Genomic DNA, 23747 nt, shown 5'->3' with positions numbered 1-23747 from the left:
AGCGCGCTCCGGTGTCATTTCAAGTTAATTGTTGACGCTGTCTCCAAAGTTGCAAGTATGAAATTAATACCCTTCATACTTCGAGCTGCCTCTTTGTTGGCTACGTTCACTCACCCGAATCACTTACATATGTAAGCTCATCGGGGTTCGTTCTCTTGCCGCCGCGATGTAACTCAAATTATTTTGGGTATTTGTCGTTAATCTTCCGAAACACTCACGCGTTCTGTTGGGCGACGCAGGCTTATCCATGAGTAAAGCGCATTGAAAAGAACCACACAGCCAGTGACTAAAAATACCGTGCGAAAGCCATAGTTGGCTGAAACTGCGGCACCCATCAACGGACCGGTGACATTACCGATATCGCGGAATGACTGGTTATAACTAAAGATACGCCCGGCAATTTGATTGCTGGAATTGTAGATAAGCAGGGTTTGAACCGCAGGCAGCAGCGCGCCATCAGCGGCGCCTAACAGGAAGCGTAACACGCCTAATTGCCACGGGTTTTGTACCATCGACATCGGGATCAGCAACAAGACGGAGAAAACTAGGGCGCAGATTAAAATCCGCTCAGGCCCGATTCTATCTCCCAGTTTCCCCAGTCGCGGCGCACTGATCAGTGCTGCAACGCCGGGAACAGAGGCAATCATCCCGCTGATAAAAGCCAGATTGCTGACATTTCCCGCCAGTTCACGCACGTAAAGCGTAAGAATCGGGGCGATAGATCCGGTGGCGACCTGAATGATCATGGTGGTGACAAAAAGGCTTAGCACCAGACGAGGATTTTTGAGTGATGTGAAGACCTGGCGTGCGTGAAGCATGTCCTTTTTGTGCACGGGAGTGAATTGTTCACGAATACAGAACAAGGTAAAAACGAAACAGGTAAAGAGCACGGCAGCAGTGATAAAAAACACCGGACGCAGGCCGTAAGTATCCGCCAGAAAACCGCCAATCATTGGCCCAAGAAGTGCGCCACTCACACCACCGGTAGACAGCGTACCTAGCGCCCAACCACTTTTATGACGGGGTACCTGCGTGGCAATCAACGCGTTTGCATTGGGTACAAATCCGCCCAACAGCCCGAGCAGCGCGCGAAGCGCCAGAAATTGCCAGATATTACTCGCAAAGCCCATCAGCACCATCACGATGGACATCCCCAGCGCGGAGCGCAGCAGCATAATCTTGCGGCCTTTGCGGTCGGCAAGCCCACCCCAGAAAGGTGACGCGATAGCTGAGAACAAAAAGGTGATACTGAAAACAATCCCAGACCACATGTTGAGCGCGCTGTGCCCGGTTACGCCAAGTTGTTCGACATAGAGCGGGAGGAAAGGCATAACCAGGCTAAATGCGACACCAGTAAGAAAACACCCAAGCCATGCAACGGTGAGATTTCGTTTCCAGTTGATCGTGTTCTCAGGGAGAGTCATAACGCTCCATTTCAAGGCAGAGAAAGATGTGTGTGGGAATTATTACCTTGCTAATTATGCGCCTGAAGCCGAGGTGGGGCAATGTTTCTGAAATACAATTTCAGAATGAGTTAAGGGTGGCAAAAGCCACCCAGGTACCGAAGTTAATACCGTGATGGCACGCCTTTAGGGCGCGTTTTAAAACGGCGGTGCAACCACATGTACTGCTCGGGAGCCATCAAAATGCACTGCTCGATGATTTTATTCATCCAGATTGCGGTGCCTTCAGGGGTTTCCAGCGGGGGTGAAAATTCTGCAGGCAGAATAATCAGCTCGTAACCTTTACCGTCCGGTTTGCGTCTGGGAACCATTGGCACAATCGCAGCACCGGACATCCGTGTCAGCGTGTAGGTTCCGGTGGTAGTGGCGGCTTCGTCAACGCCAAAAAATGGGACAAATACGCTGCCGCGTGGGCCGTAATCGTGGTCCGGTGCGTACCAGATGATTTCGCCCTGTTTAAGGGCGCGGATCATCCCTTTGAGATCTTTCCTGTCGATCATGCTTTTGTTCGAACGCATACGACCCCAGGTTTGTAGCCAGTCAAGAAGGGGGTTGTCATTCGGGCGGTAAACCCCGATTCCTGGCGTGTTCATGCCGAACATTCGCGCCCCTAATTCAAGCGTCAGGAAGTGAATGCCAATGAGCAACACGCCACGTTTTGCTTCCTGAACCGCATGAATCTGTTCAACACCGGAAACATCGCACCAGCGTCGAATACGCCAGGTTGGCCAGAACCAGGCAATGCCGGTTTCCATCAGGCCGAGGCCGACTGATTCGAAGTTTTTCTCGAGATAATATTCGCGTTCTTCCGCTGTTTTGTGGGGGAAGGCGAGCTCAAGATTGCGGCGGGTAATTCTGACGCGGCGTTTCATAAACCGTCTTGCAAGTTGACCAAGGCCACGCCCGAGTCGATAAATGACGGGATAAGGGAGCAAAGTAATTAAATAGAGTAGGCCAATACCTAACCAGGTTCCCCAATAGCGGGGATGAAGTAGTGCGCGCGAGAATTGCGGTAAGTTCGTCATGTAAAACCTATTGTGACGGCAAATGCCGGATCTTCTTGAGTCAGACTATTGTGACATTAATTATGAATCATCCAAAATTAACCGTGGCAGAGTGCTTGATATTCCACCTGTTGTTGTTTTTGGTGCGGATAGATAAGGGAAATGTTACGCAAAATGCAGGGATGTAAATTAACGTTAATTGCTATATGATGCAGCCCACTTTTTTCTCAACGATTGCAGAGCGAACACCATGCCAGTGTTACACAACCGCATATCGAATGAAGAATTGCGTGTGCGCATGCTGGCTGAAACTGAGCCGCGCACCACGATCTCATTCTATAAATATTTCACCATTGAAGAACCTCAAACGACTCGTGATGCGCTTTACCAGGCGTTTACATCGCTCAATGTATTTGGTCGCGTTTACCTCGCCCATGAAGGGATTAACGCGCAAATCAGCGTTCCTCAAAGCCGAGTGGATGCGTTCCGCGAAACACTTTACGGTTTTCATCCCGCACTCAATGGCGTGCGCCTGAATATTGCGCTCGAAGACGACGGCAAATCGTTTTGGGTATTACGCATGAAAGTTCGCGACCGTATTGTCGCGGATGGAATTGATGACCCGTCGTTTGATGCCAGCAATGTCGGCGCATACCTCAAAGCGGCAGACGTGAATGCTATGCTCGACGACCCGGAAGCGGTGTTCATCGACATGCGCAACCATTACGAATACGAAGTGGGTCATTTCCAGGATGCGATGGAGATCCCTGCGGATACCTTCCGTGAGCAGTTGCCGAAAGCGGTCGATATGCTTCAGGAAGACAAAGACAAGAAAATTGTCATGTATTGTACCGGTGGGATCCGCTGCGAGAAAGCCAGCGCCTGGATGCTACACAATGGTTTTAAGAACGTTTATCACATTGAAGGCGGGATTATCGAGTACGCAAGACGTGCGCGTGAACAAGGCATTCCGGTGCGTTTTGTCGGGAAAAACTTTGTTTTCGACGAACGTATGGGCGAGCGCATTTCCGATGATGTGATTGCCCATTGCCATCAGTGCGGCGCATCTTGCGACAACCATACCAACTGCAAAAATGACGGCTGCCATCTGCTGTTTATTCAGTGCCCAAGTTGTGCTGAGAAGTTTACCGGATGCTGTAGTGAAATTTGTCGTGAAGAGCTGGCGCTTTCTCCTGAAGAACAACGCCGCCGTCGTGCAGGACGGGAAAATGGAAATAAGATTTTCAACAAATCCCGTGGCGCGTTGAATACTACGTTGGGGATCCCCGATCCCGAGTAATACCCTTCATACTTCAAGCTGCATGTGCGTTGGCTTCATTCACTCACCCCAGTCACTTACTTTAGTAAGCTCCTGGGGGGAGTGAATTCGCCGCGTTACTCGGCGTAGCCTCGCCCCTTTGGGGCCAGCGCAAGCGCTGTTCAAAAGGCTAAAGCCTCTTGTCCTGCAACTTGAATTATTTTGGGTATCAATCACATCAGTCTATGGCAACCTTAAAACGCGAGAGTGAGAACGGCGTAAGGTCGAAGCTCCACTCTTTGCCGAGTGCAAACTGACAGGCTATCTCCCCAAGCACTGAGGCGAACTTAAATCCGTGTCCGCTCAAACCGGTAATCACCAGTGTGTTGTCATGGCCCGGAAGGGTATCAATAATAAAATCTTCATCCGGTGACATATCGTACGTGCAGGCGGCGCCATGCATGCAGACGCCAACACCTGGCATTATCTGGCGCAAGAAGCTGAACACTTCACTTCCGTCCGTCGCGATGGCACCAAAGGGCTTACGCTGTTGCGGTTCGCTTATCGGCTGACCGCCATTATGTTTGCCGAGCTTCAGCTCGTTATCCTCGCCCGCTGGGAAACCGTAATACTGATCCCCATCAGGCAGTTCGGCGGTAAAAGCCGGGAAATGATTCTTTTCACTGTAGCGCCCATCCGCCTGATGCCAGCTGAAGATTTTACGCACCGGGGTGATGGGCAGTTCAGGTATTAATTTGGTGACCCACGTTCCGGCACTGATCAGCAGTTTGTCCGCGGTGAATTCACCTTCCTGCGTGTTAACGACCACACCTTCAGCGGTATGACGAATGTCGGTCACAGGGCAATTAAACAGCTGAGCACAGCCACCCTGGTTTGCCAGTCGAATATAGGTCTTAATCGCCAACTCGCTGCGCAGTACGCCAGAGTTCGGCTCAAACAAGCCGAGATAGTTTTCGGGAACGGTTATCTGTGGCCAACGGGTCATTACTGCTTCAGCACTCAATGTTTCAAGCGGCAATGACCAGTTTTTCGCACTTTGCTGCACCGTGGCGATAAACGTTGAATCAGACGGCCCGAGATTAATCACGCCGGTGCGATGAAACACTTTCTCGCCGCTGATTTCCTGTAATGCGTCCCAAAGTTTCTGAGCGCGTAACACCAACGGGACATACTTTTCGCCTTCGCCATAGGCGTGGCGCATCAGGCGTGTATCGCCGTGGTGGCTACCTTGCTGATGAGGGGGATGACAGCTATCGATCATCAGGACATTCAAGCCAGAATGTGTTGCATAGCAGCCAGCGGCGGCACCCACAGACCCACTTCCGACGATGATAAGGTCATAATGCATGGCGCTTTTCTCCTCTCTTTGTGCCAAAACAGAATAATAAAAAAGGCACCTCTACGGTGCCTTGTGTTATTTGGGCAGCATCGGCAATCAATGCTTACGATAATCGCTTACCTGGTAATCACTAGATTCAATCTTAGCAATGCCGGCTTCAAGAATTGATATAAATTGCCGGGCAACATCCGTGGTCAGCCATAACGTTTGACCGATTTCAGTTTCGTCGTGCTTTTGCGTATTGGAGGTCAGGTAGTGCAGGCGAAGCATCAGTGCGTCGTAGCTATCTACGGTACTGATGTCCCATCCAACAAGGGGATGGGTCTGGATAACATCACTATTTTTTTCCATCATAACCCCTTTTATACGTGTGTTTAAGACAACGGTTCGCGAGGTTTAATGCTTGTTTAATGTGAAGCCAGTTAAGTATATCAATGATTAAGCTATTTCGACGAAGAAATAAATACCCTGCAACACTTTTTTTACATTACAGGGTTCGATTGTGCGTTAATTCGACGCTTTATTCTTTTTTATTGGGAAGATTCTGAGTAAGAAGAGAAAGGTGGAATGAGCCGGCTGGGTGAGTTTCAAAAAATAAAAAAACCGGATGGCGACACCCGGCATAAAAAACAACGAGGGAATTTTTTACCTGAAATGAGCGGCGACTCAATGTTAAGCCGACCACCTTCCATGATGAGTTTTAATCCGCAGCAAACCAGTCGTCAGCGCTTTCCCAGGTCTCTTGCAATATTTCGCTAATGCGATCGCGATCTTCTTTGCTGGCACCTAACACCGAGAGGTTATTAGCGGCAGCATAACGCACCTGAACGTGGTTTTCGTTTTCAGGATAGTGTTGAGTTATTCGGCGTGAAAGTTCGTTCGCAAGCGCGTCGATAGCGCCTGGTGGCAGAGATGTAGTTTTGGCAATAGTGACTTCAATACGCATAACAGCCCCCTGTGAAATATACTGTATATGTATACAGTTATATTGTTCAATATGCAACAGGGGGCGTTAAAATTAAGCTTTTACTGACCAGTTCACTTGCTCACCGGCCAGGAACGGCACGATGCTGTCATCACTGGTGGCAATAATTTCTGGCATTGTGACCGGTGTACGAACCAACTCTATGGTTTCTTCGTTAACAGGCAGGCCATAGAAACGCGGGCCATTAAGCGACGTAAACGCTTCAAAGTGCCCAAGCGCATTCATCTCTTCAAATACTGTCGCGTATGCGCCCAGGGCTGACGGCGCGTTAAAGCAACCCGCACAGCCACAGCTTGCTTCTTTACGATGACGCGCGTGTGGCGCGGAATCTGTACCGAGGAACACACGGTCACATCCGCTGGCAACCAGTTCGCGCAACGCTTCCTGATGAATGCTGCGTTTTAAAATAGGCAGGCAATACAGGTGAGGGCGCACGCCGCCAACCAACATGTGGTTGCGGTTAAACATCAGGTGCTGCGGAGTAATGGTCGCGCCCAACAGGGAGTTTCCTTCCTTCACATACTGCGCGGCATCTTTGGTGGTGATGTGTTCGAACACCACTTTCAGTTCCGGTAATTGCTGGCGCAAAGGCTCAAGGACGGTTTCGATAAAACGCGCTTCACGGTCAAAAATATCAATGTCAGCGTGCGTCACTTCGCCGTGAATAAGCAGCGGCATGCCGATTTTTTGCATGCGCTCAAGCACCGGTAAAATCGCGGCGGTGCTGGTGACACCATGGCTTGAGTTCGTTGTCGCATTGGCAGGATAGAGTTTTGCTGCGGTAAACACGTTTTCATTAAACCCACGTTCAACTTCGTTCGGGTCTAAAGAATCGGTGAGATAACAGGTCATCAGGGGTTCGAAATTATGCCCCTGCGGTACGGCATCCAGAATACGCTGGCGATAGGCAATGGCGGCTTCGACCGTTGTGACTGGCGGCACCAGGTTTGGCATGACAATCGCGCGACCATAAGTTTCGCTGGTATAAGGCACCACCGTTTTTAACATGTCACCATCACGAAGGTGAACATGCCAGTCATCTGGGCGGCGAATTTTTAATACCTGAGGTAATACGGTCATGAAAGTGCTCCGGCTAGGAAGGATTTAACGATGATTTGTGCCGGACACAAAGAATAAGCGCAAACGTTTCGCTTTGCACCATTTTCGTTGAGATTTTCTTGGGGAGGAGCGGGTACGACCCTCCCCAATGTAGTGATAATTACTCAGTGAAAGGAATCACAATTTCGCCGGGCTTAACTTCAATCCCTTTAGCGTATTTTTTAGCCAGATTCTCACCGGTACTGCGGTCTTCACCCAACACGTAAGCCGGTTGTTGATTGAAGTAATTGCGCAGTGACTGATTCAGATACGGAATAAGTGTCTGGACAATGGTTTGCATTTTTTGAGGTTCGACAGTCGCGTCTACTACTTCCATTTCTTGCAAATAAATTGCGCCTTGCTCTTTATTGAACGTTGGTAACGCTTTTAGCTTCAGTTTGATGTTGGCTTTTTGATCGCCGAAAATCGATGTCATTTCCAGTTTGGCATCACCTGTTAACGTGACTTTATTCGCTTCTTCACGGCCAATCGCACTGGTTAAATTGTTCAATACAATATGGGCATCGGCAACGCCTGGCAGGCCAATATCTTTAGAGAAATTATTGCGTTTTTGCAGCGCGTGGTTGATTTCCTGTTCGCTGACGGTGTATTGCGTTAGCTGATTACAACCCACCACTAATCCGCAGAGTATTAATGCTGCGGCTAAAACTATCTTTTTCATGGAGTTCCTTAACATGCTGCTTTGAAACAGATCCTGACATGCAACATCATGATCTAATCGTGCAGGTAGTGCTACCGGAAAAAACTGAAAACCAGATTGCAAGTCTTGCAGGGGCGAATGCAGCGGGTGAGCATTATGCTTACCCGCTCTGGGGAAAAGCCTTAACGGCAATTAAATTGCGTGGGATGAAAGCAGATTAATTTGCGTCTGTTTGGCCATATTATCGCGGTACGCCGCCACACGGCTTGGCCACTCAATTCCGGCAACCAGCGTCAAGTTACGCAGCAGTGGGAATAGATGAATATCATCATCAGATAGTTCACCATTGACTGCATTAGGTTGCACAATGAGTTTATCGAGCTTGCGCAGATCGTCTGATATTTTCTTGATAAGGCCCGGCGAATGCGAGAGGTGGTCAGCGAAAGAACCGCTCATCGCCTCTTTCTTGTGGACGAAATAAGCCCGCGCTTCCGGTGTGGCAAACTCATCAAAGGGAGCTTTAGCAATACGGGGAAGGAGCAACTGTTGAACATAGCTATTGACGTGGCGCAACCAGTCACTAATAGCCGCGTGGGTACTCCCCGTCAGCAGTGGTTCGCCATCAAGCTTATCGACGTAGTGCACGATATCCATGCTTTCAGGCATATAGCGGCTGTCGTCTTTTTGCAAGATGGGCACCACTTTCTTGCCAACCATTTTTGTCGGGGTGGCTTCATCGTCATTTAGCAGAACATTTAGCTCAATGGGGATATTCTTTAAGCCAAAAATCATGCGTGCTTTGAGGCAAAAAGGGCAGTGATCGTAGATATAAAGCTTCACGTTATTCCTCCATTTTGATTTACGGACTAAATCCGTCAACTTTTCAGTATGGTAGAGAAAAATGAGGGCCGCAAACTAGTTACCTGGCTCAAGCATCGACGGTTCGACCGGTTTAGCGCTAAATTGCCACCACAGCGCAATCAAGGTGATCACGCCAATAATCCCGAGCATCATCCACGGGAGTTCCGGCTGGTTGATCGTTTTTCCTGCGTCGTATAGCCAACCGCCCCCGGCATAACCTAAAGCACCACCAATGGCTAAACCCAAACGGCTGAATCCCATATAACTCCCGCGAGCACGGGAATCTGCGAGCGATGCACCCAGTGTTTCACGGGCAGGTTCAGCAATGATTGAGCCGATGTAAAACACGCAAATCAGCGTGAACAACTGCTGGAGATTATTCGTCAGGCCAATCGGCAGCATCGCCAGTGTCATCAGGAACAACCCAGCCATCAGGCGCTGCTCAAGGCGGAAGCGTTTTTCACTCCAGCGGGCAATCGGGTAGAGCAGTGTCAACGACAGCGCGGCTTCAATGGCATACATCCACTTCACGGCGGCAGGCGTTCCGGCAATTTCGTTGACCATAATCGGCAGCATCAACATGACCTGCACTGCAAGCATGTAATAACCGGCGAGCGTCAGCACGTACGTGACAAATCTTCTGTCACGCAGCACGCGTCCCATCCCTTCAAGCATGGGGGTGCGGATGGTGGAAAGTTTATACGCAGGCAGCAACCAGGCATTGACGATCGCGCAAATAACAAACATCACCGCACCGGCACCACAAACCAGACGGAAATCATATTGCAGCAACCAACTGCCGAGCAGCGCACCAATTACCGCGCCCGCGCTGTCTTGCATCATCAAAATTGAGAAGAAGCGCCCTCGTTGATGCGGGCGAACCAGTTTAACGACCAGTGCGGCGCGAGGCGGGTCGAATAACGTGCCACCAACACCGGAGATAAAGCATGAAAGCCACAGTAACCAGGGTTCGTGGGCGATACCCATCGTGGCAAACCCGACCGCACGCAACAGCATGCCGGTGACAATCATGGGTTTTGCGCCGAACCGGTCAGCAATGGCGCCGCCAAAAATTCCTAACCCCTGCTGCGTCAGTTGTCGCAGGCCGAGCGCAATACCGACCATTAGCGCAGCCCAACCCATTTGGTCGACAAAGCGAATGGAAATTAGAGGGAAAACCACGAAGAAGCCTAATACAACTAACATGTTATCGAGCAATAAGAAGTATTTACCCAGGCTTCTGGCCTGCGCTACCCGTGACATCTCCCCTCCTGGGAATTTTAAAAGTGTGATGAACTTCTATTCTCTACTGCTATGTGGGTTTTTGACAGCCAGGGATGTGACAATATTTTTTAATCAATCTAAGGCTTCGATTGAACTCTTTAATCGAAAAAGATTGAGCAGATGTAAAATCTGCATGTTGTTGTTTTCCTTCCGCAGCCAGCCGCAGGTATAGTAATTATGTTGCCGAAGAAAATATGGGATGTGAGGAGTAGGGGTGAACATGTTTGGCTACCGCAGTAACGTGCCGAAAGTACGCTTATCAACCGACCGCCTGGTGGTGCGTCTGGTGTATGAGCGAGATGCCTGGCGTCTGGCAGATTATTACGCCGAAAACCGTCAGTTCCTGAAACCGTGGGAGCCGATTCGTGATGACAGCCATTGTTATCCTTCGGGCTGGCAAGCGCGACTGGGCATGATAAGCGAAATGCACAAGCAAGGCAGCGCCTATTACTTTGCGCTGCTCGACCCTGAAGAAAAAGAGATTCGCGGCGTCGCCAATTTCTCGAATGTTGTGCGCGGCTCATTCCATGCCTGTTATCTGGGGTATTCCCTGGGTGAAAAATGGCAGGGCCAGGGCTTGATGTTTGAAGCGCTGACCACCGCGATTCGTTATATGCAGCGCAGTCAGCATATTCATCGCATCATGGCGAACTATATGCCGCATAACCAGCGCAGCGGTGATTTACTGGCACGCCTCGGTTTTGAAAAAGAAGGCTATGCCAAAGAGTATTTACTGATTGATGGTGTGTGGCGGGATCATGTTCTGACCGCGCTCACCACCAAAGAATGGACCCCTGGCCGTTAAGGACGTGAAATGAAATATCAGTTAACTGCGGTTGAAGCGCGAGTTGTAGGTAGCCTGATGGAAAAGCAGGTGACCACGCCTGAACAATATCCCATGTCGGTCAACGGCGTCGTGACGGCGTGTAATCAGAAAACCAACCGTGAACCGGTCATGGATCTGAAAGAGCATGACGTGCAAGAAACGCTGGATACGCTGGTCAAGCGCCACTTTTTACGTACCGTCAGCGGGTTTGGTAATCGCGTGACAAAGTATGAGCAGCGATTCTGTAATTCCGAGTTTGGCGACCTGAAACTTTCAGCCGCTGAAGTGGCGGTGGTGACAATACTGTTATTACGTGGCGCCCAGACGCCAGGTGAATTACGTTCTCGCGCCGGAAGAATGTTCGAATTCAGCGATATGGCGCAAGTTGAAGCGACGCTCGAAAATCTTGCCAACCGCGAAGATGGCCCATTCGTCGTGCGTTTACCGCGTGAGCCAGGCAAACGTGAAAGCCGCTATATGCACCTCTTTAGCGGCGAAGTGGATGCATCACAGACCATCAGTTCCGAGAGTGTTGCGCCACCGGGTGATGATTTAACGGCCCGAGTTGAACAGCTTGAAAACGAAGTTGCCGAGCTCAAACAACGTCTCGATTCACTGCTCGCCCATCTTGGGGATTAATGAATGACTAAACTTCGCGTCGGCGTTGTTGGTTTGGGTGGCATCGCCCAAAAAGCGTGGCTACCGGTATTAACCGCGGCCAGTGAATGGACGCTTCAGGGGGCTTTTTCCCCAACGCAAACCAAAGCGCAGAAGGTCTGTGATAGTTACCGTATCCCCTACGTTCCTTCTATTTCTGCACTGGCAGCGCAATGTGATGCGGTATTCGTACACAGTGCGACGAGCAGCCATTACGCGGTAGTCAGCGAGTTATTGCAGGCGGGCGTTAACGTTTGTGTTGATAAACCGCTGGCAGAAAACCTTGCAGACGCCGAGCGTTTAGTGGAAATGGCGCAGAAGCAAAAGCGCACGCTGATGGTTGGTTTTAACCGCCGCTTCTCTCCGCTGTATCAGGATTTGAAAACCAAACTGGCCCATGGCGCATCGCTGCGCATGGACAAACACCGTGCTGACAGCGTCGGGCCAAACGATCTGCGCTTTACGTTGCTTGATGATTATCTGCATGTTGTTGATACCGCGCTGTGGCTGGCCGGTGGGGAAGCGCAACTGCAAAGCGGGTCGTTACAAACTAACGACCAGGGGCAAATGCTGTTTGCTGAGCATCATTTTGCCCGCGGTAATTTGCAAATCACCACCAGCATGCATCGTCGTGCAGGGAGCCAGCGTGAGTGGGTGCAAGCGGTCACCGACGGGGGATTATTCGATGTAACGGATATGCGTGAGTGGCGCGAGGAGTGCGGAAACGGGGTGGTGAATCGCCCCATTCCTGGCTGGCAAACTACCCTTGAACAGCGTGGTTTTGTGGGCTGTGCGCGTCATTTCCTCGATTGCGTGGCAAATCAGACGGTTCCTGAAACCTCGGGTGAGCAAGCGCTCATGGCGCAGCGCGTGGTTGAAAAACTATGGCGTGAAGCGATGAGCGAATAACCCAGTAACATCTGATAGTAGTATTTCGGCTGTGTATCGGTACTATAAGCGCCTGAACGAAATGCCCATTACAACGCCTGCCCAGCAGGCGTTGATGTTTGTGGAACCACATAATAATGAATTTATTAAAATCGCTGGCAGCAGTCAGCTCGATGACGATGTTTTCTCGCGTGCTGGGATTTGCACGTGACGCCATTGTGGCAAGGGTTTTTGGGGCAGGGATGGCGACGGATGCCTTTTTTGTGGCCTTCAAACTGCCAAACTTATTGCGTCGTATTTTTGCCGAAGGGGCCTTCTCGCAGGCGTTTGTGCCAATACTTGCTGAGTACAAAAGTAAGCAGGGCGAAGATGCCACGCGCGTATTTGTCTCTTATGTCTCAGGGTTGCTGACGCTCGCGCTGGCGGTGGTCACTGTCATCGGGATGATTGCCGCTCCGTGGGTTATCCTGGTGACTGCCCCCGGTTTTGCGGATACCGCAGACAAATTCAATCTGACTTCCAGCTTGCTGCGGATAACCTTCCCCTATATTTTCCTGATCTCACTGGCCTCGCTGTGTGGAGCCATTCTTAACACCTGGAACCGTTTCTCGGTCCCGGCTTTTGCGCCGACGTTCCTGAACCTCAGTATGATCGGTTTCGCACTGTTTGCCGCTCCGTACTTTAACCCGCCGATTCTGGCGCTGGCCTGGGCGGTGACGGTGGGTGGCGTGCTGCAATTGGCATATCAGTTACCTCATCTTAAAAAGATTGGCATGCTGGTTCTGCCGCGCGTAAACCTTAAAGATGCAGGCGCGATGCGTGTCATCAAGCAGATGGGGCCTGCGATCCTCGGGGTTTCCGTCAGCCAGATTTCCTTAATCATCAACACCATTTTTGCCTCGTTTCTCGCCTCCGGCTCGGTTTCATGGATGTATTACGCTGACCGTTTGATGGAATTCCCATCCGGCGTGTTGGGCGTGGCGTTGGGTACGATTCTCCTGCCTTCGCTGGCGAAAAGCTTTGCCAGTGGCAACCATGACGAATACTCGCGCCTGATGGACTGGGGTTTGCGTTTATGTTTCTTGCTGGCTTTACCCAGTGCGGTGGCGTTGGGGATTCTGGCCAAACCGCTGACGGTATCGTTGTTCCAGTACGGTAAATTCACGGCCTTTGATGCGTTGATGACGCAACGTGCGCTGGTGGCGTATTCCGTCGGTTTGATGGGGCTGATTGTCGTGAAAGTGCTGGCACCGGGCTTCTATTCGCGTCAGGACATCAAAACACCGGTCAAAATCGCTATCGTCACGCTGATTATGACTCAGGTAATGAACCTTGCGTTTATCGGCCCGCTTAAGCACGCCGGGCTGTCATTGTCGATTGGTCTGGGGGCGTGTCTGAATGCCAGCCTGCTATACTGGCAACTACGTAAACAAAAAATATTCCAGCCTCAACCGGGGTGGGGCGCGTTTCTGTGGCGTCTGTTTGCCGGTGTGATTGTGATGGCCGCCGTTCTGGTCGGTATGATGCAGATTATGCCCGCGTGGGATCATGGCACGATGCCGTTCCGTATACTGCGTCTGATGGGCGTTGTGGTGGCCGGTATTGCAGCATATTTTGCCACGCTCACGGCTCTGGGATTCAGAGTGAAAGATTTCGCCCGGCGCACTATGTAATCAACGGGCAATCTGCATTAAACTGCGCGCTGCAAAATTTGACATATACCCTAAATAATTGGAGTTGCATCAAGGCGGCAAGGGAGTGAATCCCAAGGAGCTTACTTAGGTAAGTGACTGGGGTGAGGGAGTGCAGCCAACGCAGATGCAGCTTCAAGTATGACGGGGATACATATTGAACGATTAATTAGGCGGTAAGCGATGCACGGAGTAATCACAACCTGGTTTGAAGATAAAGGTTTCGGTTTTATCAAAGATGAAAACGGTGACAATCGTTATTTTCATGTGATTAAGGTCGCCAACCCTGAGCTGATTAAAAAAGATGCCTCAGTGACTTTCGAGCCAACCACGAACAATAAAGGCTTGTCTGCTTTCGCGGTGAAAGTTGAACCCGACAGCAAGTACATCTTTATTGCAGGCGAGCGCATCAAAATCACGGCGATTAAATCTTTCCTGGTCTACAGCGAAGAAGTGCCAGCCGAAACCAAGATTGATAAAGAAAATGCAGTGCTGTCGGTCGGTGCACTGATGAACAGCATTCGCCCTAAAGCGGAGCCAAAGCCGGGTGAAATGCGTACGCTGAAGAAACTGGCCGTGACGACTTTCCAGGGCTCAACATTAATCTTCTCCGAAGATGAAATTGATGTTGAAGCGACCATGAAGATCCTCAAAGGTCTGAAATAAGCTGTTTTGTAGAGCTCAGCCAGCCATGAGCTCTACACCCCTTCTGAACTGGCGATTTTTCCGCTGGATAATTTCCGTTAAAAAAACACATTCAAGATGGCCGAACCAGGCTGTACGGCTGAAGGGATTGCATCAGGAAGAAAGGGTGGTATTCATTTAAGTACAGTGAGGACTCGCCTGCATGGCAGTCCCTCACTCGAATTTTGGCAGGGAGTTAAATTGTTATTTTCTTGCCACCACGACTGACTGTCGTCGCTTGTCCATCGGCACCGTAGAGATTCGGCTCCTGATGCGGTTTGAGTATCGCCAGCGCCTGTTCATTACGCGCTAACTGATCTTCTAACAACCAACCGTTATGCTGGTTAATGTCGCGTAAGTGCTGCGTTTTTTGTGTAATCGTCTGCCAACGTTGGCTGATATCCGTGCTGCCGATAGTTTCGACATTCTGTGCGGCACGACGCTGCTGCTCAAGATAATCAAGCGTCGCAAGCAATGAGCTTTTATCTTCAGTTATACGTTGCAATGCACTGCCATTCACATGGCCTGCGGATAATTGTTGCTGTTCGGCGTCCATCACCTCTTTAAGAGAGTTGAGAACCACAGTCATTTGATCCATCACTTCTAACAGACGACTCATGCAATTATTTACTCGATAAATAGCTTTGAGCTTCCTGGATTAGCGCGTCGGCGATTTTGCCGGTATCCATTTTCAGCTCACCGTTACGGATAGCAGTTTTAAGTGCTTCAACGCGTTCCATATTAATATCCCCGCTGCCCGGCTGAACTAACTTAGCCTGTGCGTCACTGAGTGTCACATTGGTGCTTTTGAGGGTCGCGCTTTTCACCAGCTGGCTCTTTTGAATTGGAGCGTCTGGCGTTTCGCGTGGTTGTACGGTACTTACCGGTTTCAAAGGAGACGTGCGATCAATGCTCATTATTCTTTCCTCATCGAGGGCAATTTCTATCATCTGTTAATACACTATCGGCAGCCGCCGTAGAACCTTTATAGCCTTCTTAGCTACCGGTAGAATATTATAAGCTAATCAGAATATTCCCATCAGCATCGACGACCCCGCTCACAATTTGTCCCGAACTCATTCGAACCCGAGCATTCTGCGAAACGGCGGCGTTGTTCAGTGCTTTACCTTCGCTATTCACACTAAATCCTTCACCGGCCGCCACAACCTGAACCTGCTGCCCGGCTTTGACTCGCCATGACTGGCGTACCATCGACATCAAAATGGGTTGATTCGGTGCGATGTCGCGCAGCGTTACTGCACTGCTTACCTGGCGTAAATCCAGTATCGCACGCGGCGGGAGCTGATCAAGTCGTCCATGTTTGAGCTGAAGCTGACTTTCGGTGATAACGCTGCCACGCGGTAATGCCTGTGCGGCCACGACGTAGTTTCCGGTAGCCTGGACTTCCGCCTGAATGTACCGCTTATCGTTACCGCATTGCGCCATAACGCTCACGTTTCCCCACAGGCGACTGTTCCCCGGCATAGAAAAATCAGGAAGTGGGCAGGGCGGTAATTGTGCATCAGGCGTTTTCACCATCACGGTGACATCATCGCTAATTCCCGCCAGGCGCTGCTGGAAAAACTGGCTCAAAGGCGCATCCAGAATGCTGGCTAATGCCGCAGGGCAAGCCAGCAAAAGTGCTACTGCGCTCCAGGTTTTCAGACCAGTCATGACGTTTCTCCTTGCTCAGATTGCAGTGATTTTAACCGCACACCGAAATGATCAAGGCGATAAATAGCGACGCATTTTGTGCCTATTCCAACGATAACGCACGCGTAAGGCGCTTTAAGCTGTCGGACAAATCCTAATTATGCGGAGGGGACATGCTCGACAAACTGGATGCCGCGCTGCGATTTCAGCAAGAAGCGATAAATTTGCGCGCCCAGCGTCAGGAAATACTGGCTGCAAATATCGCTAATGCGGATACACCGGGCTATCAGGCTCGCGATATTGATTTTGCCAGTGAAATGAAAAAAGTGATGGAACGGGGTCGTGCCGAAGGCAGCGGTGTTGCGCTTGCGCTCACGTCCGCGCGCCATATCCCTGCGGCAACACACTCAGCACCTTCGCTTGATCTTCTCTACCGCGTTCCTGACCAGCCGTCGATGGATGGTAATACCGTCGATATGGACCGTGAACGTACACAATTTGCCGATAACAGCCTGAAATACCAGTCCGACCTTACGGTTCTCGGCGGCCAAATCAAGGGCATGATGTCGGTGCTACAACAGGGTGGCTAACAGATGGCTTTGCTGAATATTTTTGATATTGCCGGCTCCGCGATGACTGCGCAATCCAAGCGTATGAACGTGGCGGCGAGTAACCTGGCTAACGCCGATAGTGCAACGGGCCCGGACGGCCAGCCTTATCGCGCTAAGCAGGTTGTTTTCCAGGTTGATGCGGCCCCAGGCGCTGAAACGGGTGGCGTAAAAGTGATGGGTGTTGAAGAGAGCCAGGCACCGGACAAACTGGTGTTCCAGCCGGGAAACCCGCTGGCAGACGCCAAAGGTTATGTACGCATGCCGAATGTGGATGTGGTGGGCGAGATGGTTAACAGCATGTCGGCATCCCGCAGCTACCAGGCCAACGTGGAAGTACTCAACACCGTGAAAAGCATGATGTTGAAAACCCTGACTCTGGGTCAGTAAAGGAGTGACTGATGGGCATCGCCGTTAATATGAATGACACCACAACCAGTGGTGTTAATGCATTATCGGGTAACAGCAATCTGACAGGCAGCAACGCGGCTGACCTGCAAAGTAGTTTTTTGACGCTGCTTGTTGCGCAGCTGAAAAACCAGGACCCAACCAATCCTCTGCAAAACAATGAACTGACGACACAGCTGGCACAAATCAGCACCGTCAGCGGTATTGAAAAACTCAATACCACGCTCGGCTCAGTATCAGGTCAGTTGACCAATAACCAGTCTGTGCAGGCCAGCGCCTTGATTGGTCATGGCGTGATGATTCCCGGTACGAAAATTCTGGCAGGGAGTGAAGCGACGACGCCTTTTGGTGTTGAGCTACAGCAGGCGGCCGATAAGGTCACCGCAACGATCACGGATAACACGGGCAAAGTGGTTCGTACTCTCGATATTGGTGCGGTCACCGCCGGTGTTCATACCTTTACCTGGGATGGCAGCATGACTGACGGCACAACGGCACCGGATGGGGCCTACAACGTCGCTATCAGTGCCAGTAATGGCAGTACGCAGTTGGTGGCTCAGCCGCTTAATTTTGCCATGGTCAACGGCGTAACACTCAGTAATGGCAAGACCTTGCTCGATCTCGGTACTTACGGCACCTCCACTCTCGATGACATCAGGCAGATTATTTAAGCCTCCAACCCTTTGCAGGAGTAAAACATGGGCTTTTCACAAGCGGTCAGCGGCCTGAATGCTGCGGCCACCAACCTGGACGTAATTGGTAACAACATCGCCAACTCCGCTACCTACGGTTTCAAAGCAGGTAGCGTTTCTTTCGCTGATATGTTCGCCGGTTCTAAAGTGGGCCTGGGCGTTAAAGTGGCGGGTATTACTCAGGATTTTAACGACGGCACCACGACTAACACGGGACGTGGTCTGGATGTGGCAATAAGCCAGAATGGTTTCTTCCGCCTGGTGGATACCAACGGTTCGGTGTACTACAGCCGTAACGGCCAGTTCAAATTAGATGAAAACCGTAATCTGGTGAACATGCAGGGTATGCAGTTAACGGGCTATCCGGCAACCGGTACACCGCCAACCATTCAGGAAGGGGCAAACCCAACGGGTCTTGCGGTACCTAACACCCTGATGGCTGCAAAAACCACGACCACCGCATCGATGCAGATCAACCTGAACTCCACCGATAAAACCCCGGCTAAAACACCTTTTAACGCTGCTGATTCAGATACCTATAACAAAAAAGGTTCTATCACTGTCTATGACAGCCAGGGTAACGCCCATGATATGAACGTCTTCTTTGTTAAATCGACGACGGAAAATACCTGGGATGTCTACACCCAGGACAGCAGTGTTGCGAACAGCCCTGTGGTTAAAGGCGATTCTATGGTGTTCAACAGCAATGGCATCTTGACGGCTGGCACCACGAATACCCTGACAACCGGGGCGATTAATGGTGCAACTCCGGCAACATTCAGCCTCAGCTTCCTGAACTCCATGCAGCAGAACACCGGCTCAAACAACATCGTGGCTGCTAATCAGAATGGTTATAAGCCAGGTGACCTGGTCAGCTATCAGATCAACGATGACGGCACGCTTGTCGGCAACTACTCCAACGAGCAAACCCAGCTGTTAGGCCAGATTGTTCTGTCTAACTTTGCTAACCCAGAAGGGCTCTCCTCTGAAGGGAATAACGTTTGGTCGGCAACCAATTCGTCCGGCGTTGCACTGCTGGGCACCGCAGGTACAGGTAACTTCGGTACCCTGACCAACGGCGCACTGGAGTCATCAAACGTCGATCTGAGTAAAGAACTGGTCAACATGATTGTCGCGCAGCGTAACTACCAGTCGAATGCGCAGACCATCAAAACCCAGGATCAGATCCTCAACACTCTGGTTAACCTGCGCTAAGCACTGACGGGATAGCTTAATGGATCACGCAATTTATACCGCCATGGGGGCGGCTAGTCAGACGCTGAATCAACAAGCGGTGACGGCCAGTAACCTGGCAAACGCTTCAACACCTGGCTTTCGTGCGCAGTTGACTGCATTGCGAGCCGTGCCGGTGGACGGGCTTTCTTTGCCGACTCGTACCCTGGTCACGGCGTCAACGCCGGGCGTAGATATGTCGCAAGGGCAGTTGGATTACACCCAGCGCCCGCTGGATGTTGCACTGCAACAAGATGGCTGGCTGGCGGTACAAAGTGCTGATGGTACAGAGGCTTATACCCGCAACGGCAATATGCAGGTCAGTCCTGCCGGGCAATTGACCATCGGCGGGCAACCGGTGATGGGCGAAGGTGGCCCGATTGCCGTGCCCCAGGGCGCGCAGCTGACTATCGCGGCAGACGGCACTATTTCTGCATTAAACGCAGGCGACCAGCCAAATACCGTGGCACCGATTGGCCGTTTAAAACTGGTGAAAGCCACCGGCCAGGAAGTGGTGCGCGGCGATGATGGCTTTTTCCGTCCGAGCCAAATGGCTATGGCGACGCGAGGCGCAACGTTACAGGCTGATGCCAGCATCTCATTGATGCCGGGTGTTCTGGAAGGCAGCAACGTTAAACCCGTGGAAGCAATGGCCGACATGATTGCTAACGCCCGTCGTTTTGAAATGCAGATGAAAATTATTTCAAGTGTTGATGAAAACGAACAGCGGGCCAATCAGCTGTTGTCAATGACCTGATGCTAAGCCGTGACACTAACAGGAATTCAAAATGATCAGTTCTTTATGGATCGCTAAAACCGGTCTTGATGCCCAGCAAACCAACATGGATGTGATTGCCAACAACCTGGCAAACGTCTCCACCAATGGTTTTAAGCGTCAACGCGCGGTGTTTGAAGACTTGCTGTACCAGACAATTCGTCAGCCTGGTGCGCAATCTTCTGAACAGACCACACTGCCGTCAGGCTTGCAGATTGGTACTGGCGTGCGTCCGGTGGCAACCGAGCGCCTGCACAGTCAGGGTAACCTGTCCCAGACCAACAACAGCAAAGATGTGGCAATTAAAGGCCAGGGTTTCTTCCAGGTGCAACTGCCGGATGGCACCAGCGCGTATACCCGCGATGGTTCATTCCAGGTGGATCAGAACGGCCAGTTAGTCACCGCAGGCGGCTTCCAGGTACAGCCTGCGATTACGATTCCTGCGAACGCCCTGACCATTACCGTTGGACGTGATGGCATTGTGAGCGTGACGCAACAGGGCCAGGCGCAACCCGTTCAGGTGGGACAGCTTAATTTGACCACTTTTATGAATGACACGGGTCTGGAAAGCCTGGGTGAAAACCTGTATGCGGAAACCCAGTCGTCCGGTACGCCAAATGAAAGCACTCCTGGGCTTAACGGCGCGGGTCTGCTGTATCAGGGGTACGTTGAAACCTCTAACGTGAACGTTGCTGAAGAGCTGGTGAATATGATCCAGGTTCAGCGGGCTTACGAAATCAACAGTAAAGCCGTTTCTACTACTGACCAGATGCTGCAAAAGCTGACGCAGTTGTAAGGCGTTTGCCGGTGCGAGTTTCGCGCCGGCTGTCGTTATCTGAATGACCTGAAGATGAAAGCAATGCAAAACCCAATGGTTCTTCGTCCTATCGTGATGTTTCTGGTGCTGACCACAAGTGGCTGCGCACTGATACCAACAAAACCGCTGGTGGAAGGGGCGACCACGGCTCAGCCAGTCCCTGGCCCTGCACCGGTAGTGAATGGTTCTATTTTCCAGACGGCGCAACCGGTGAACTATGGGTACCAACCACTGTTCGAAGACCGCCGCCCACGTAACGTCGGCGACACCTTGACCATTGTGCTCCAGGAAAATGTCAGTGCCAGTAAGAGTTCGTCGGCTAATGCCAGCCGTGATGGCAAAACAAACTTTGGCTTTAACGTGACTCCGCGCTATCTCGAAGGGCTGTTCGGTAATAACCGTGCGGATGTCGATGTTGAAGGCGGGAACAGTTTCAACGGTAAAGGTGGAGCCAATGCCAGTAACACCTTTAGCGGAACCTTAACCGTGACGGTCGATCAGGTGCTGGCAAACGGCAACTTGCACGTCGTGGGTGAAAAACAGATAGCCATCAATCAGGGCACCGAATTTATTCGTTTCTCCGGTGTGGTGAATCCTCGCACGATCAGTGGCTCCAACACCGTACCGTCCACACAAGTGGCGGATGCGCGCATCGAATATGTCGGTAACGGCTATATCAACGAAGCGCAAAACATGGGTTGGTTACAACGCTTCTTCCTTAATTTATCGCCGATGTAAGCGAGGAACCTCATGACCAAATATTTATTCGGATTACTGATGCTGGTGGCGACACTTGCGCAGGCCGACCGTATCCGCGACCTGACAACGGTTCAGGGCGTGCGTGAAAACTCCCTGATTGGATATGGCCTGGTAGTCGGCCTTGATGGTACGGGTGACCAGACGACACAAACGCCGTTTACCACTCAAACGCTGAACAACATGCTTTCGCAGTTGGGGATAACGGTTCCTGCGGGCACCAACATGCAGCTTAAAAACGTGGCTGCGGTTATGGTGACGGCGAAATACCCGGCATTTGCGCGTTCAGGGCAGAATATCGATGTTGTGGTTTCTTCTATGGGTAACGCCAAAAGTTTACGCGGCGGGACATTGCTGATGACCCCGATGAAAGGGGTCGACAACCAGGTTTACGCGCTGGCGCAAGGCAATATTCTGGTCGGTGGGGCGGGTGCCTCGGCGGGAGGAAGCAGTGTTCAGGTCAACCAACTGAATGGCGGTCGTATCACCAACGGTGCGGTGATTGAACGCGAACTACCGGGTACGTTTGGCTCTGGCAACATTCTCAGCCTGCAACTGAACGAGGATGATTTCACGCTGGCTCAGCAAATTACCGATACCATTAACCGGTCACGCGGCTTTGGCAGTGCCTCGGCGATAGATGCACGTACCATCCAAATTCGTGTTCCGACCGGCAACAGCTCGCAAGTCCGTTTACTGGCCGATATTCAGAACCTGGAAGTGAATTTGCCAGCGCAGGACGCGAAAGTGATTATCAACTCGCGTACGGGTTCGGTGGTGATGAATCAGGAAGTGACGCTGAATACTTGTGCTGTGGCGCAGGGTAACTTATCCGTCACGGTCAATCGTCAAGCGCAGGTGAGCCAGCCAGATACGCCATTTGGCGGCGGTCAAACGGTGGTGACACCGCAAACGCAAATCGATCTGCGTCAAAATGGTGGTGCGTTGCAACGCGTTAATGCCAGCGCCAATCTAAACAATGTGGTTCGTGCACTGAATACACTGGGTGCATCGCCAATTGAATTGATGTCGATTTTGCAATCTATGCAAACGGCAGGATGCTTGCGTGCCAAAGTGGAAATCATCTAATGCTTAACGATACCCAATCACTGGCTAATGCTGCGTGGGATGCTAATTCTCTTAACGAGCTAAAAGCGAAAACCGGGCAAGATCCTAAGGGCAACATGAAATCGGTTGCCCGCCAGGTGGAAGGGATGTTCGTGCAAATGATGCTCAAAAGCATGCGTGAAGCGTTGCCAAAGGACGGGTTGTTTAGCAGTGAACAGACTCGCATGTACACCAGCATCTATGACCAGCAAATCGCGCAACAGCTCAGCTCCAAAGGGCTTGGGCTGGCCGATATGATGGTCGAGCAAATGGGCGGTAATGCCGACCCATCTGAAGAGGCCGGTAAAGTGCCGATGAAGTTTGATCTGCAAAGCGTGACCAGTTTCCAGAACCAGACCTTAACGCAAATGGTGCGCCAGGCTATCCCTAAAGCTCCCTCTAACGAAGAGCCGCTCACGGGCGATAGCAAAGACTTCCTGGCGCAACTTTCACTGCCGGCCCGACTCGCCAGTGAACAAAGTGGCATTCCGCATCACTTGATTCTGGCGCAAGCCGCGCTGGAATCAGGCTGGGGGCAACGGCAGATCCTGACAGAAAAAGGTGAGCCCAGCTTTAACCTGTTTGGTGTGAAAGCCAGCAGCAGTTGGAAAGGGCCGGTCACTGAAATCACCACCACGGAATACGAGAACGGCGAAGCGAAAAAGGTGAAAGCCAAATTCCGTGTTTACAGCTCTTATCTTGAAGCACTTTCTGATTATGTCGGCTTGCTGACGCGAAACCCGCGTTACGCCGCAGTCACCAATGCCAATACCGCAGAGCAAGGCGCTCAAGCGCTGCAGAATGCAGGTTATGCCACCGATCCAAACTATGCCCGCAAACTTACCGGCATGATTCAACAGATGAAAGCGATGGGTGAGAAAGTGGCAAAGGCGTATAGCAACGACTTATCAAATTTGTTCTGAAACTCTTCATACTTCGAGCCGCAGGGGTGTTGGCTGCAGAAGCTCACCCCAGTCA

General features: G+C 51.2%; 28 protein-coding genes. 16 read left to right on the top strand and 12 right to left on the bottom strand.

Going from position 1 to position 23747, the window contains the following annotated elements; genetic code table 11:
• Positions 1–197: 197 nt before the first annotated feature.
• Complete coding sequence (mdtG, locus tag RHD99_RS15495) at positions 198–1424, bottom strand: multidrug efflux MFS transporter MdtG (protein ID WP_309875027.1); 1227 nt, start codon at positions 1422–1424, stop codon at positions 198–200.
• Positions 1425–1567: 143 nt separating this feature from the next.
• Positions 1568–2488: a Kdo(2)-lipid IV(A) acyltransferase gene (locus tag RHD99_RS15490; protein WP_183271934.1), complete on the bottom strand. Its 921-nt coding sequence runs from the start codon at positions 2486–2488 to the stop codon at positions 1568–1570.
• Positions 2489–2717: 229 nt separating this feature from the next.
• On the opposite strand from RHD99_RS15490, the gene trhO reads away from it, so the two are divergent.
• On the top strand, positions 2718–3767 hold the full coding sequence (gene trhO, locus RHD99_RS15485; protein ID WP_309875026.1) for an oxygen-dependent tRNA uridine(34) hydroxylase TrhO: 1050 nt from the start codon (positions 2718–2720) through the stop codon (positions 3765–3767).
• 196 nt (positions 3768–3963) lie between these two features.
• Here the strand turns inward: trhO and solA are convergent, their stop codons facing one another.
• From solA to RHD99_RS15460, 5 genes are all read right to left on the bottom strand, one after another.
• Positions 3964–5094 carry an N-methyl-L-tryptophan oxidase gene (solA, locus tag RHD99_RS15480; protein WP_309875025.1) on the bottom strand — a complete coding sequence of 377 codons (1131 nt, stop codon included), beginning with the start codon at positions 5092–5094 and terminating at the stop codon, positions 3964–3966.
• 87 nt (positions 5095–5181) lie between these two features.
• Positions 5182–5436, bottom strand: a complete 255-nt coding sequence (gene bssS, locus RHD99_RS15475; protein ID WP_064547911.1) for a biofilm formation regulator BssS — start codon at positions 5434–5436, stop codon at positions 5182–5184.
• Positions 5437–5785: 349 nt separating this feature from the next.
• A complete protein-coding gene (gene dinI, locus RHD99_RS15470) occupies positions 5786–6031 on the bottom strand; it encodes a DNA damage-inducible protein I (RefSeq protein WP_183271930.1) in 246 nt (81 codons plus the stop codon).
• A 72-nt stretch (positions 6032–6103) separates the two neighbouring features.
• Positions 6104–7150, bottom strand: coding sequence for a dihydroorotase (pyrC, locus tag RHD99_RS15465; protein ID WP_309875024.1), 1047 nt, complete (start codon positions 7148–7150; stop codon positions 6104–6106).
• A gap of 139 nt (positions 7151–7289) precedes the next feature.
• On the bottom strand, positions 7290–7850 hold the full coding sequence (locus RHD99_RS15460) for a lipoprotein (RefSeq protein WP_309875023.1): 561 nt from the start codon (positions 7848–7850) through the stop codon (positions 7290–7292).
• A gap of 38 nt (positions 7851–7888) precedes the next feature.
• On the opposite strand from RHD99_RS15460, the gene RHD99_RS15455 reads away from it, so the two are divergent.
• On the top strand, positions 7889–8050 hold the full coding sequence (locus tag RHD99_RS15455; RefSeq protein WP_309875022.1) for a hypothetical protein: 162 nt from the start codon (positions 7889–7891) through the stop codon (positions 8048–8050).
• On the opposite strand, the gene grxB is transcribed toward RHD99_RS15455, so the two are convergent.
• Together grxB and mdtH are read right to left on the bottom strand one after the other, a co-directional pair.
• Positions 8022–8669, bottom strand: a complete 648-nt coding sequence (gene grxB / locus RHD99_RS15450; protein ID WP_183271926.1) for a glutaredoxin 2 — start codon at positions 8667–8669, stop codon at positions 8022–8024. The genes RHD99_RS15455 and grxB overlap by 29 nt on opposite strands.
• Before the next feature lie 75 nt (positions 8670–8744).
• Positions 8745–9953: a multidrug efflux MFS transporter MdtH gene (mdtH, locus tag RHD99_RS15445; RefSeq protein ID WP_183271925.1), complete on the bottom strand. Its 1209-nt coding sequence runs from the start codon at positions 9951–9953 to the stop codon at positions 8745–8747.
• 241 nt (positions 9954–10194) lie between these two features.
• Between mdtH and rimJ the strand changes: the two genes are divergently transcribed.
• From rimJ to RHD99_RS15420, 5 genes are all read left to right on the top strand, one after another.
• Positions 10195–10779, top strand: a complete 585-nt coding sequence (rimJ, locus tag RHD99_RS15440; RefSeq protein ID WP_183271996.1) for a ribosomal protein S5-alanine N-acetyltransferase — start codon at positions 10195–10197, stop codon at positions 10777–10779.
• A gap of 9 nt (positions 10780–10788) precedes the next feature.
• Positions 10789–11439, top strand: a complete 651-nt coding sequence (locus RHD99_RS15435; RefSeq protein WP_309875021.1) for a YceH family protein — start codon at positions 10789–10791, stop codon at positions 11437–11439.
• A gap of 3 nt (positions 11440–11442) precedes the next feature.
• Complete coding sequence (locus RHD99_RS15430) at positions 11443–12366, top strand: Gfo/Idh/MocA family protein (RefSeq protein ID WP_309875020.1); 924 nt, start codon at positions 11443–11445, stop codon at positions 12364–12366.
• A gap of 116 nt (positions 12367–12482) precedes the next feature.
• Positions 12483–14018, top strand: coding sequence for a murein biosynthesis integral membrane protein MurJ (murJ, locus tag RHD99_RS15425; RefSeq protein ID WP_309875019.1), 1536 nt, complete (start codon positions 12483–12485; stop codon positions 14016–14018).
• Positions 14019–14219: 201 nt separating this feature from the next.
• Positions 14220–14702 (top strand): cold shock domain-containing protein, encoded by a 483-nt coding sequence (locus RHD99_RS15420; protein ID WP_309875017.1) that lies wholly within the window; start codon positions 14220–14222, stop codon positions 14700–14702.
• A 214-nt stretch (positions 14703–14916) separates the two neighbouring features.
• Here the strand turns inward: RHD99_RS15420 and flgN are convergent, their stop codons facing one another.
• The 3 genes from flgN to flgA form a co-directional block, all read right to left on the bottom strand.
• Positions 14917–15339: a flagella biosynthesis chaperone FlgN gene (flgN, locus tag RHD99_RS15415; protein WP_183271921.1), complete on the bottom strand. Its 423-nt coding sequence runs from the start codon at positions 15337–15339 to the stop codon at positions 14917–14919.
• A 4-nt stretch (positions 15340–15343) separates the two neighbouring features.
• Positions 15344–15637: a flagellar biosynthesis anti-sigma factor FlgM gene (gene flgM, locus RHD99_RS15410; protein ID WP_309875016.1), complete on the bottom strand. Its 294-nt coding sequence runs from the start codon at positions 15635–15637 to the stop codon at positions 15344–15346.
• Positions 15638–15734: 97 nt separating this feature from the next.
• Positions 15735–16394: a flagellar basal body P-ring formation chaperone FlgA gene (flgA, locus tag RHD99_RS15405; RefSeq protein ID WP_309875015.1), complete on the bottom strand. Its 660-nt coding sequence runs from the start codon at positions 16392–16394 to the stop codon at positions 15735–15737.
• Between the two features lie 152 nt (positions 16395–16546).
• On the opposite strand from flgA, the gene flgB reads away from it, so the two are divergent.
• The 9 genes from flgB (at position 16547) to flgJ (ending at position 23692) form a co-directional block, all read left to right on the top strand.
• The gene (gene flgB, locus RHD99_RS15400; protein WP_064547847.1) at positions 16547–16963 is read left to right on the top strand and encodes a flagellar basal body rod protein FlgB; all 417 of its coding nucleotides are present in this window, start codon (positions 16547–16549) and stop codon (positions 16961–16963) included.
• A gap of 3 nt (positions 16964–16966) precedes the next feature.
• The gene (gene flgC / locus RHD99_RS15395) at positions 16967–17371 is read left to right on the top strand and encodes a flagellar basal body rod protein FlgC (RefSeq protein WP_183271918.1); all 405 of its coding nucleotides are present in this window, start codon (positions 16967–16969) and stop codon (positions 17369–17371) included.
• Positions 17372–17382: 11 nt separating this feature from the next.
• On the top strand, positions 17383–18060 hold the full coding sequence (gene flgD, locus RHD99_RS15390; RefSeq protein WP_183271917.1) for a flagellar hook assembly protein FlgD: 678 nt from the start codon (positions 17383–17385) through the stop codon (positions 18058–18060).
• A gap of 27 nt (positions 18061–18087) precedes the next feature.
• Complete coding sequence (gene flgE / locus RHD99_RS15385) at positions 18088–19296, top strand: flagellar hook protein FlgE (RefSeq protein ID WP_309875013.1); 1209 nt, start codon at positions 18088–18090, stop codon at positions 19294–19296.
• Positions 19297–19315: 19 nt separating this feature from the next.
• Positions 19316–20071: a flagellar basal-body rod protein FlgF gene (locus RHD99_RS15380; protein ID WP_309875012.1), complete on the top strand. Its 756-nt coding sequence runs from the start codon at positions 19316–19318 to the stop codon at positions 20069–20071.
• Positions 20072–20102: 31 nt separating this feature from the next.
• Positions 20103–20885, top strand: a complete 783-nt coding sequence (gene flgG, locus RHD99_RS15375; RefSeq protein ID WP_064517889.1) for a flagellar basal-body rod protein FlgG — start codon at positions 20103–20105, stop codon at positions 20883–20885.
• Between the two features lie 63 nt (positions 20886–20948).
• Complete coding sequence (gene flgH, locus RHD99_RS15370; protein ID WP_183271994.1) at positions 20949–21644, top strand: flagellar basal body L-ring protein FlgH; 696 nt, start codon at positions 20949–20951, stop codon at positions 21642–21644.
• Positions 21645–21656: 12 nt separating this feature from the next.
• The gene (locus RHD99_RS15365; RefSeq protein ID WP_183271914.1) at positions 21657–22751 is read left to right on the top strand and encodes a flagellar basal body P-ring protein FlgI; all 1095 of its coding nucleotides are present in this window, start codon (positions 21657–21659) and stop codon (positions 22749–22751) included.
• Positions 22751–23692: a flagellar assembly peptidoglycan hydrolase FlgJ gene (gene flgJ / locus RHD99_RS15360; protein ID WP_183271913.1), complete on the top strand. Its 942-nt coding sequence runs from the start codon at positions 22751–22753 to the stop codon at positions 23690–23692. Before RHD99_RS15365 ends, flgJ begins: the two co-directional genes overlap by 1 nt.
• The last annotated feature ends 55 nt before the right edge of the window (positions 23693–23747 follow it).

It is taken from the genome of Buttiauxella selenatireducens (genome assembly GCF_031432975.1).
GTDB lineage: Bacteria > Pseudomonadota > Gammaproteobacteria > Enterobacterales > Enterobacteriaceae > Buttiauxella > Buttiauxella selenatireducens.
Note: the sequence above shows the minus strand (reverse complement) of the source record. Positions and strands in the feature narration are given on the sequence as shown.

What these genes read in the sequence shown, in the direction of transcription:
- mdtG (WP_309875027.1), bottom strand. Translation starts at nt 1,424, where the DNA reads ATGACTCTCCCTGAGAACACGATCAACTGGAAACGAAATCTCACCGTT.
- RHD99_RS15490 (WP_183271934.1), bottom strand. Translation starts at nt 2,488, where the DNA reads ATGACGAACTTACCGCAATTCTCGCGCGCACTACTTCATCCCCGCTAT.
- trhO (WP_309875026.1), top strand. Translation starts at nt 2,718, where the DNA reads ATGCCAGTGTTACACAACCGCATATCGAATGAAGAATTGCGTGTGCGC.
- solA (WP_309875025.1), bottom strand. Translation starts at nt 5,094, where the DNA reads ATGCATTATGACCTTATCATCGTCGGAAGTGGGTCTGTGGGTGCCGCC.
- bssS (WP_064547911.1), bottom strand. Translation starts at nt 5,436, where the DNA reads ATGGAAAAAAATAGTGATGTTATCCAGACCCATCCCCTTGTTGGATGG.
- dinI (WP_183271930.1), bottom strand. Translation starts at nt 6,031, where the DNA reads ATGCGTATTGAAGTCACTATTGCCAAAACTACATCTCTGCCACCAGGC.
- pyrC (WP_309875024.1), bottom strand. Translation starts at nt 7,150, where the DNA reads ATGACCGTATTACCTCAGGTATTAAAAATTCGCCGCCCAGATGACTGG.
- RHD99_RS15460 (WP_309875023.1), bottom strand. Translation starts at nt 7,850, where the DNA reads ATGAAAAAGATAGTTTTAGCCGCAGCATTAATACTCTGCGGATTAGTG.
- RHD99_RS15455 (WP_309875022.1), top strand. Translation starts at nt 7,889, where the DNA reads ATGCAACATCATGATCTAATCGTGCAGGTAGTGCTACCGGAAAAAACT.
- mdtH (WP_183271925.1), bottom strand. Translation starts at nt 9,953, where the DNA reads ATGTCACGGGTAGCGCAGGCCAGAAGCCTGGGTAAATACTTCTTATTG.
- rimJ (WP_183271996.1), top strand. Translation starts at nt 10,195, where the DNA reads ATGTTTGGCTACCGCAGTAACGTGCCGAAAGTACGCTTATCAACCGAC.
- RHD99_RS15435 (WP_309875021.1), top strand. Translation starts at nt 10,789, where the DNA reads ATGAAATATCAGTTAACTGCGGTTGAAGCGCGAGTTGTAGGTAGCCTG.
- RHD99_RS15430 (WP_309875020.1), top strand. Translation starts at nt 11,443, where the DNA reads ATGACTAAACTTCGCGTCGGCGTTGTTGGTTTGGGTGGCATCGCCCAA.
- murJ (WP_309875019.1), top strand. Translation starts at nt 12,483, where the DNA reads ATGAATTTATTAAAATCGCTGGCAGCAGTCAGCTCGATGACGATGTTT.
- RHD99_RS15420 (WP_309875017.1), top strand. Translation starts at nt 14,220, where the DNA reads ATGCACGGAGTAATCACAACCTGGTTTGAAGATAAAGGTTTCGGTTTT.
- flgN (WP_183271921.1), bottom strand. Translation starts at nt 15,339, where the DNA reads ATGAGTCGTCTGTTAGAAGTGATGGATCAAATGACTGTGGTTCTCAAC.
- flgM (WP_309875016.1), bottom strand. Translation starts at nt 15,637, where the DNA reads ATGAGCATTGATCGCACGTCTCCTTTGAAACCGGTAAGTACCGTACAA.
- flgA (WP_309875015.1), bottom strand. Translation starts at nt 16,394, where the DNA reads ATGACTGGTCTGAAAACCTGGAGCGCAGTAGCACTTTTGCTGGCTTGC.
- flgB (WP_064547847.1), top strand. Translation starts at nt 16,547, where the DNA reads ATGCTCGACAAACTGGATGCCGCGCTGCGATTTCAGCAAGAAGCGATA.
- flgC (WP_183271918.1), top strand. Translation starts at nt 16,967, where the DNA reads ATGGCTTTGCTGAATATTTTTGATATTGCCGGCTCCGCGATGACTGCG.
- flgD (WP_183271917.1), top strand. Translation starts at nt 17,383, where the DNA reads ATGGGCATCGCCGTTAATATGAATGACACCACAACCAGTGGTGTTAAT.
- flgE (WP_309875013.1), top strand. Translation starts at nt 18,088, where the DNA reads ATGGGCTTTTCACAAGCGGTCAGCGGCCTGAATGCTGCGGCCACCAAC.
- RHD99_RS15380 (WP_309875012.1), top strand. Translation starts at nt 19,316, where the DNA reads ATGGATCACGCAATTTATACCGCCATGGGGGCGGCTAGTCAGACGCTG.
- flgG (WP_064517889.1), top strand. Translation starts at nt 20,103, where the DNA reads ATGATCAGTTCTTTATGGATCGCTAAAACCGGTCTTGATGCCCAGCAA.
- flgH (WP_183271994.1), top strand. Translation starts at nt 20,949, where the DNA reads ATGCAAAACCCAATGGTTCTTCGTCCTATCGTGATGTTTCTGGTGCTG.
- RHD99_RS15365 (WP_183271914.1), top strand. Translation starts at nt 21,657, where the DNA reads ATGACCAAATATTTATTCGGATTACTGATGCTGGTGGCGACACTTGCG.
- flgJ (WP_183271913.1), top strand. Translation starts at nt 22,751, where the DNA reads ATGCTTAACGATACCCAATCACTGGCTAATGCTGCGTGGGATGCTAAT.